This is a genomic window from Marinifaba aquimaris, from assembly GCF_013328345.1.
Lineage (GTDB): Bacteria > Pseudomonadota > Gammaproteobacteria > Enterobacterales > Alteromonadaceae > Marinifaba > Marinifaba aquimaris.
In genome coordinates this window covers 1-6,265 of the sequence record NZ_JABULX010000054.1, presented here as the reverse complement: position 1 = coordinate 6,265, position 6,265 = coordinate 1, and the positions used below count along the sequence as shown (strand labels likewise).

1 pseudogene is annotated in these 6,265 nt (G+C 36.4%); it reads right to left on the bottom strand.

Annotation, left to right across the window (positions count from 1 at the left end):
- Positions 1–6,265 (bottom strand): annotated as a pseudogene (locus HR060_RS18860) (hypothetical protein); the annotation flags it as partial.

Genomic DNA, 6,265 nt, shown 5'->3' with positions numbered 1-6,265 from the left:
GCTGTTTCTGTTTCCGGGTCGGTAGCTGGCGGTAATGGACCAAATATAGGAGGTAACGGCCTTGGTCTTGGCGCAGGTGGTGTTACCACTTCAGTCTCCGTTTCAGTACTCGTCTGAGTTTCAGTATTTGTCTGAGTATCAGTGTTTGTCTGAGTTTCAGTGTTTGTCTGAGTTTCAGTGTTTGTCTGAGTTTCAGTATTGGTCTGAGTTTCAGTATTGGTCTGAGTATCAGTGTTTGTCTGAGTTTCAGTATTTGTCTGAGTATCAGAAACCTGTTCAAAACACTCTGCAGGCATTTCACTGATTAGACCTTGATAACCCTCTTTGCCAATACAGCCAACTTCCATACCATCAGTATGAATTTCGATGTATTGCTCATATGTAATTGTCAGTAAGTCAGAAAAATCAAAGGTCTCATGTGGCTTTGTGAACCAAATATTCACTTTATTAAAGTTAGCGCGCTGTGTACTCTCAACGAGTTTTGATAATTTCAATTCTTGCTCAGAGCTAACTGTTACATAAAGTTCAGTAGCATTTTCAGTAAACTTATAATCATTAGTTACAATGTGCTTTAGATGAATATACTCAATGCTCTCGAAGTCCGCTTTAGTTGCACTTGTCATATCAGAATAAGTGACTTGGGCATAGCTCCATCGATCTTGCTCTGGTGCACTAGCGAATGGTATTTCGCTGATTAATGGAATAATTTGTGATGGCGTTATATCGCTAAAAGTTAAGTACCAACGTGCAATTCCCTTTAAATCATCTTTAACTGCTTGGCTATTAAGTGTTGCAGGGTAGTTAAAGCCTATAAAATCTTTATCTTCTGATTGTTTGAAATAATTTAAATAATCATCTTCGGTGTAGTTTGTTGCGTAGAACTTCTCAAGAGTGTGATTGCTTAAAACTGAGTAATCACTGATAGGGTTATTCGCTACCTCAAGTTCAGTAAGTGGTAAATCTTGAATCTCTGATATATCAGTAATACCGTTGTTAGCTAACTTAAGAACTGCCAAGTTGTTAAGCTGTGATAATCCTGTTAGATCTGTGATACCTCTGCTATCGCAATTTAGTTCAAGTACTTGCTCTGAATACTTATAAGAATGAGATTTAACACATGTATCTAAATTTACATCGGCAAAGCTTAAACTTGAAATAGGTGTTGGAGTTTCATTTTTATCATGCTCACTTGTGCCTAAGGTTATTTCCAATGCATCAGAGAAAGAATCTTTATCGCTATCTAGAACAGGATCGATTAGACAGTGGTCTGGTAACTCATTAGGTGTTGAAGAATGTTTATCGAGGGAAAAATAACCACCGCGTAAACACTCCGCATTTATTGCTGTTAAGCTGTAATCTACCTCCTGAGCTAATTGTGCGACCGGTCTGATGTCTGTTAACTTAGTTGATGTTACCCCTAGACGGATTAACCCGGTTAATGGAATTAATTCGTTAAGGTCAGTAAATTGGTTGGCTTCTAAATAAAGATATTTCAACCCAGTTAGGCTAGAACTAGAAAGTGGGTCAAAATCAACAAGCGAATTTGAGTGAATCGTTAAATAATATAAACTCCCTAGCGTTGAAATTGCACGAATATCATTTAAATTACTCGTTATTAACGCAAGTTTGTGAAGACCTGTAGAGCCCTCAATCGAGCTTAAGTCAATAAGCTGGTTACTCAAAATTTTTAAGTCTGTTAATTGGGTTAATTGACTTAAAGGTGAAAAGTCACTGACTTTATTAGAGTTTAAATGTAGTAACCTTAGATTGGTCAACGATGAAAGCGCTGAAATATCCTCAATGATATTTACGCCATTATAATATTTACCATGTAGGCTGAGCTCTTCTAATTGGGTAAGAGAAGCGAGTGCATCAATATCTTTTAGCTGGTATGAGCTAACTGATAGCTTTTTGATATTAGTAAACAGCTCAATCCCATCTAGTGTAGCTATTTTACCAAAACAGTTTAGTTCCGTTACTTCATCAATAAATTGCTCCTTTGTAACGGCTTGATGTTCAGCTAAACACTCTGCTAACTCGGTATTTGCAAGTCCTAGCTGGGAAATGGGTAACTTTTTATCATTTGGATCTTGTGGGTCTGTACCTGAAATTAACTCTTCTTTATCGGTTACGCCATCTTTGTCTGTATCTTTATTTATATCGATTGTGCAAGCTAACGGAAGCCCAGCAGGCGAACCACTAAAATTATTGTCTTGTAAGCAGCGGTTTCTACTTACGGAAATTTCATTAAGTGTGGGTAATGTTAATAAAGGTGCAAAATCATAAATTTGATCGGCGGTATCCCAGCCCAATAACAGCTTGCTGAGATTTATGAGTAGATTCATATCGGTTAGCTCAATAACATCGTCGTATGAGCAATCTAGCTGTTTCACTTCCTCTAAGAATTTATGACCATTATTTAAAATACATTGTTTAAGCTCACTATCGACAAATATTGTATCTTCAATAAGAGCTGGTTTACTGGTTGGATCGTTGACCAGTGTACCCGCAATTAATTCTTCTTTATCAGTGATGCCATCTTTATCTGTATCTTGATTGATATCTATTGTGCAAGCTAACGGAAGTTCAGCTGGTGAACCATCAAAAATGCTTCCTTGTAAACAACGGTTTTTAGATAAGTTAATTTCATTAAGATTAGGTAATGTTAATACTGGGGCAAAATCGTAAATTTTATCGGCTGAATCCCAGTATAATGACAGTTTGTTTAGATTCGTTAGTTTGTTTAAATCGGTTAATTCAGTTAGCTCAACATATGAACAATTTAGCTGTTTAATTTCTTCGGTGTAAAGATAATCTAAACCACTATTATCAAGACATTTTTTAATTCCGTTATCAGCAAAAGTGATATCACTAAATAGTGTTGGACGGCTATTTTTGTCATTAGGGTCGGTATCAGCAATTATTTCTTCTTTATCACTTATACCATCATTATCAGAATCTAAAGCTGGATCTGTAATACAGGCAGTTGGAATGTCGTCGTAAATACCATCAAACCAAACGTTATTACTACAGCGGTCCTCTACCATCAGTTGCTGAAGGTTGAGCTGAGCCAACGAGCGGTAATCAGCAATTGGATTATTACGTACATTCAAAAAGAATAAATTAGGAAGCTGAGTCAAGTAATCATTAACTATACTATCTAAGTCGATGATGCCCATTCTTTTGAGCTTTAATCGCTCTAGCGCTTTTAAATCAGCTAGCTCAGAATAGTCGGTAATTAATTTGGTGTCTTCTATAAAGAGGTCAAGTAAATTGTAAAATTGACTAATTCCCTTTAAGGATACTAAGTCATCTCTAAAACATGCGAGCGCGGTAAATTCAGCAACATACGTCCAAGAGTAGTAAGTTTGCATATTATCAATGCACTCTTTTAAAACAGCGTCATTAATAACAATATCAATTATTTTTGATGGCGTGCTCGATGCATCCGTTGGATCAAAACCTAAACGGATTTCGTCTCTATCGGTTACTCCATCATTATCTTCATCTTGATTTAACTCAATTGTGCAGGGTTGAGGTAAGTTTTTAAGCATCCCTTCATAGGCACCTTCATTTTTGAAGTTTTGGGTGCAAGGGCTTGAAATTTGTATATAGAGCTCTGGGTTTAACGATGCAAAATCCGTATAGTCATCTGCAGGGTTGTTTTTTAAATCCAGTTTTTTAAGATTTGGTAAGCTTGATAGGACAGGTAAGAGTTGAGTGTAGTCTGTTATCTCATTGCTGTTTAAACGGATACCTTCCAATAAAGGTAACCCCTCTATTGCGCTAATATCCTCTACTTTTTCACCCGATAAAGAGAGCTCTTTTAATTGTTTAAAGTGCTCAAGTCCTGTTAAATTCTTTATCTCACCCGAGCTGTTAGAGCAATTCAAGTTGTCAATTTCCGTCGCAAAAATTAAGTTATTTCTGCCAGCTAGATAAGAGTAGTACTTTCTTTTTGCTTGGTTATCAACACACTCTTGCAAAGCGTTATCAACAAACTGAATATCACTAATTTTAATGGGTTGGCTTAAATTTGAGTTGGGGTCGGTATGGGCGATTAGTTCATCTTTATCGCTATACCCATCGTTATCACTGTCCTGGTTTGGATTGATAACGCAGGCTAAAGGCAAGCTTTGAATTCTACCTGAGTAACTTCCATAGTCACCAGCAGTGACACAACGCATGTCGTTTATGTATATTTTTGTATTACCGCTTAATTGGGTTAGGGGTGAGAAATCTTCTGTTAAATTTCCTGATAGAGTAATGGTATCTAATAGCGATAGTGAGGAGAGTAAACCAGATAAGGCTTGGTAATCATCAATATCACTATAAGACAGATTTATCGAGGTAAGTTTAGTTAGGTTTGCTATTTCACTGTAGTCATTTATTCCCGTCTGTTGTACTTTTAGATATGTTAAGTTAATTAACTGAGATAAGCCTGATAGGTTTGTAATTTCATAACCATCATGACTAGTGCAACTAAGGGTTGTTATTTCTTCTACATACAGATGCCACTCGGAGCTGATTTCCTCTTCAATGCAAGCTCTTAAGTCGGCATCTGGTATTATTAGTTCGCTAAGCTCCGTTGGCTTACTTTTATCATTGTTGCGATCTGTACCACTTATTAACTCATCTTTATCACTTATCCCATCATCATCGGAATCTAAACTTGGATCCAATGTACAAGCAAGTGGTAAATCCTCATACGCCACACTCCCATAACCTGTAGGTCGATAACACTTATCATAAATATAAAGTCGAACAGTTTGGTTTAATAAACTCAAAGGTGAGAAGGTAGAGGTTGTATTGTTTTTTAGCGACAAAACTTGCAACTGTGTCATGTTCTGCAGTGCATTGACGAGTGCCGTTAAATCTTGCAAGTTAGTGTCTGAAATATTTACGCTAATCAGGTTATTGAGAGCGGATAGTGATGATATGTTTATTAACTCTAGGCTTTCTGCTTGTAAATATTCTAAATTTTTAAAAACTAATAACTCATTAATATCTAATTGATTGAAATCACCCGTTTCACAGTTTAATCTCTCGATTTCTAGAGCAAACTCATAGCGCGCTTCTTTAAGCTGATAGCATTGACTCAGTGCGGAATCTTGCAGTGGGATGTCTTTAATGTAGATTGGGGTATCTGCTGGATCAAAACGATCTGTTCCTAGGCTTAATTCTTTTTTATCAGTAACTGAATCCGCATCTGAATCAAGTTGCGGATCAATAGTACAGGCTAAAGGTAAATCCGCTATTGTTAAGTCATTCGATAATTGGTTACAGATATGGTTAATATACAAAACTATCGAATTATCAAGCTGAGTTAGAGGAGAGTAATCTGAAATTGGGTTAGTACCCAAGCGTATTTCTGCCAAATTACTAAGCCCTAATAGGCTGTTAACTAGGTTATCTAAGTTTTCTAGTCTACCGTTGCTTAGTGATAATTCTTCTAAATTTGTGAGAGAGGTAAGTGGTGTAAAATTAAGATCTTGTTCTGGTTGTATTCTTAAATACTTTAGGCTAGTTAATTGTTCTAAACCTTTGATACTGGCAATATCATCATCACAATAAAAATTATTTAATTCAGTGGTATATACTAAGTTAAATTTATCTAGACACGATTTTAAGTTGTAGTTCTCAAATAAGTCAAAGTTAATTAAAGTAGGAAAGCTATTATCGTCTGACTTGTTGGTTTGCGCTATTAGCTCGTCTTTATCTGAAAAGCCATCCTTGTCACTATCAATACTTGGATCGATTGTACAAGCCTCTGGTAATTCATCATAACTATTAGCACTGTAATAAATGTTGTGAGTGCATCTATCTTCTATAGCAAAGCTTACCCCATTTAAAGTTTTCAGTGCTCGATAGTCATAGAAAGGTGTCTCGAGCAAACGTAATTCATGCAAATTAGGCAAGTTTTTAATTTTATCGAGTAAGCTATCTAAATCTGTCGATACGCTTTGGTTAATGGCTAAAGTTTGCAAATTAGTCAGCTGAGATAGAGGGGCTAGTTTCTCAGTATCAAGATTATGATAATGAAAAGATAAGTCCCTAATATTAGTCAATGCCTCTAACCCAGTTAAATCTTCGATTTTATGCCAGAATGGACAATGAATGCTATCAAGCTCAGAAGTATCGCTCACATCATGGCTGTTTATTTCAGAGAGCAAACATTCATACAGTTCCTCATCCACAATCCCTGCTAAGGCATCATCGAGCTCGTTTGCATGTGTATGGGTAGAAAAAGTGAGGGCGAAAAGGC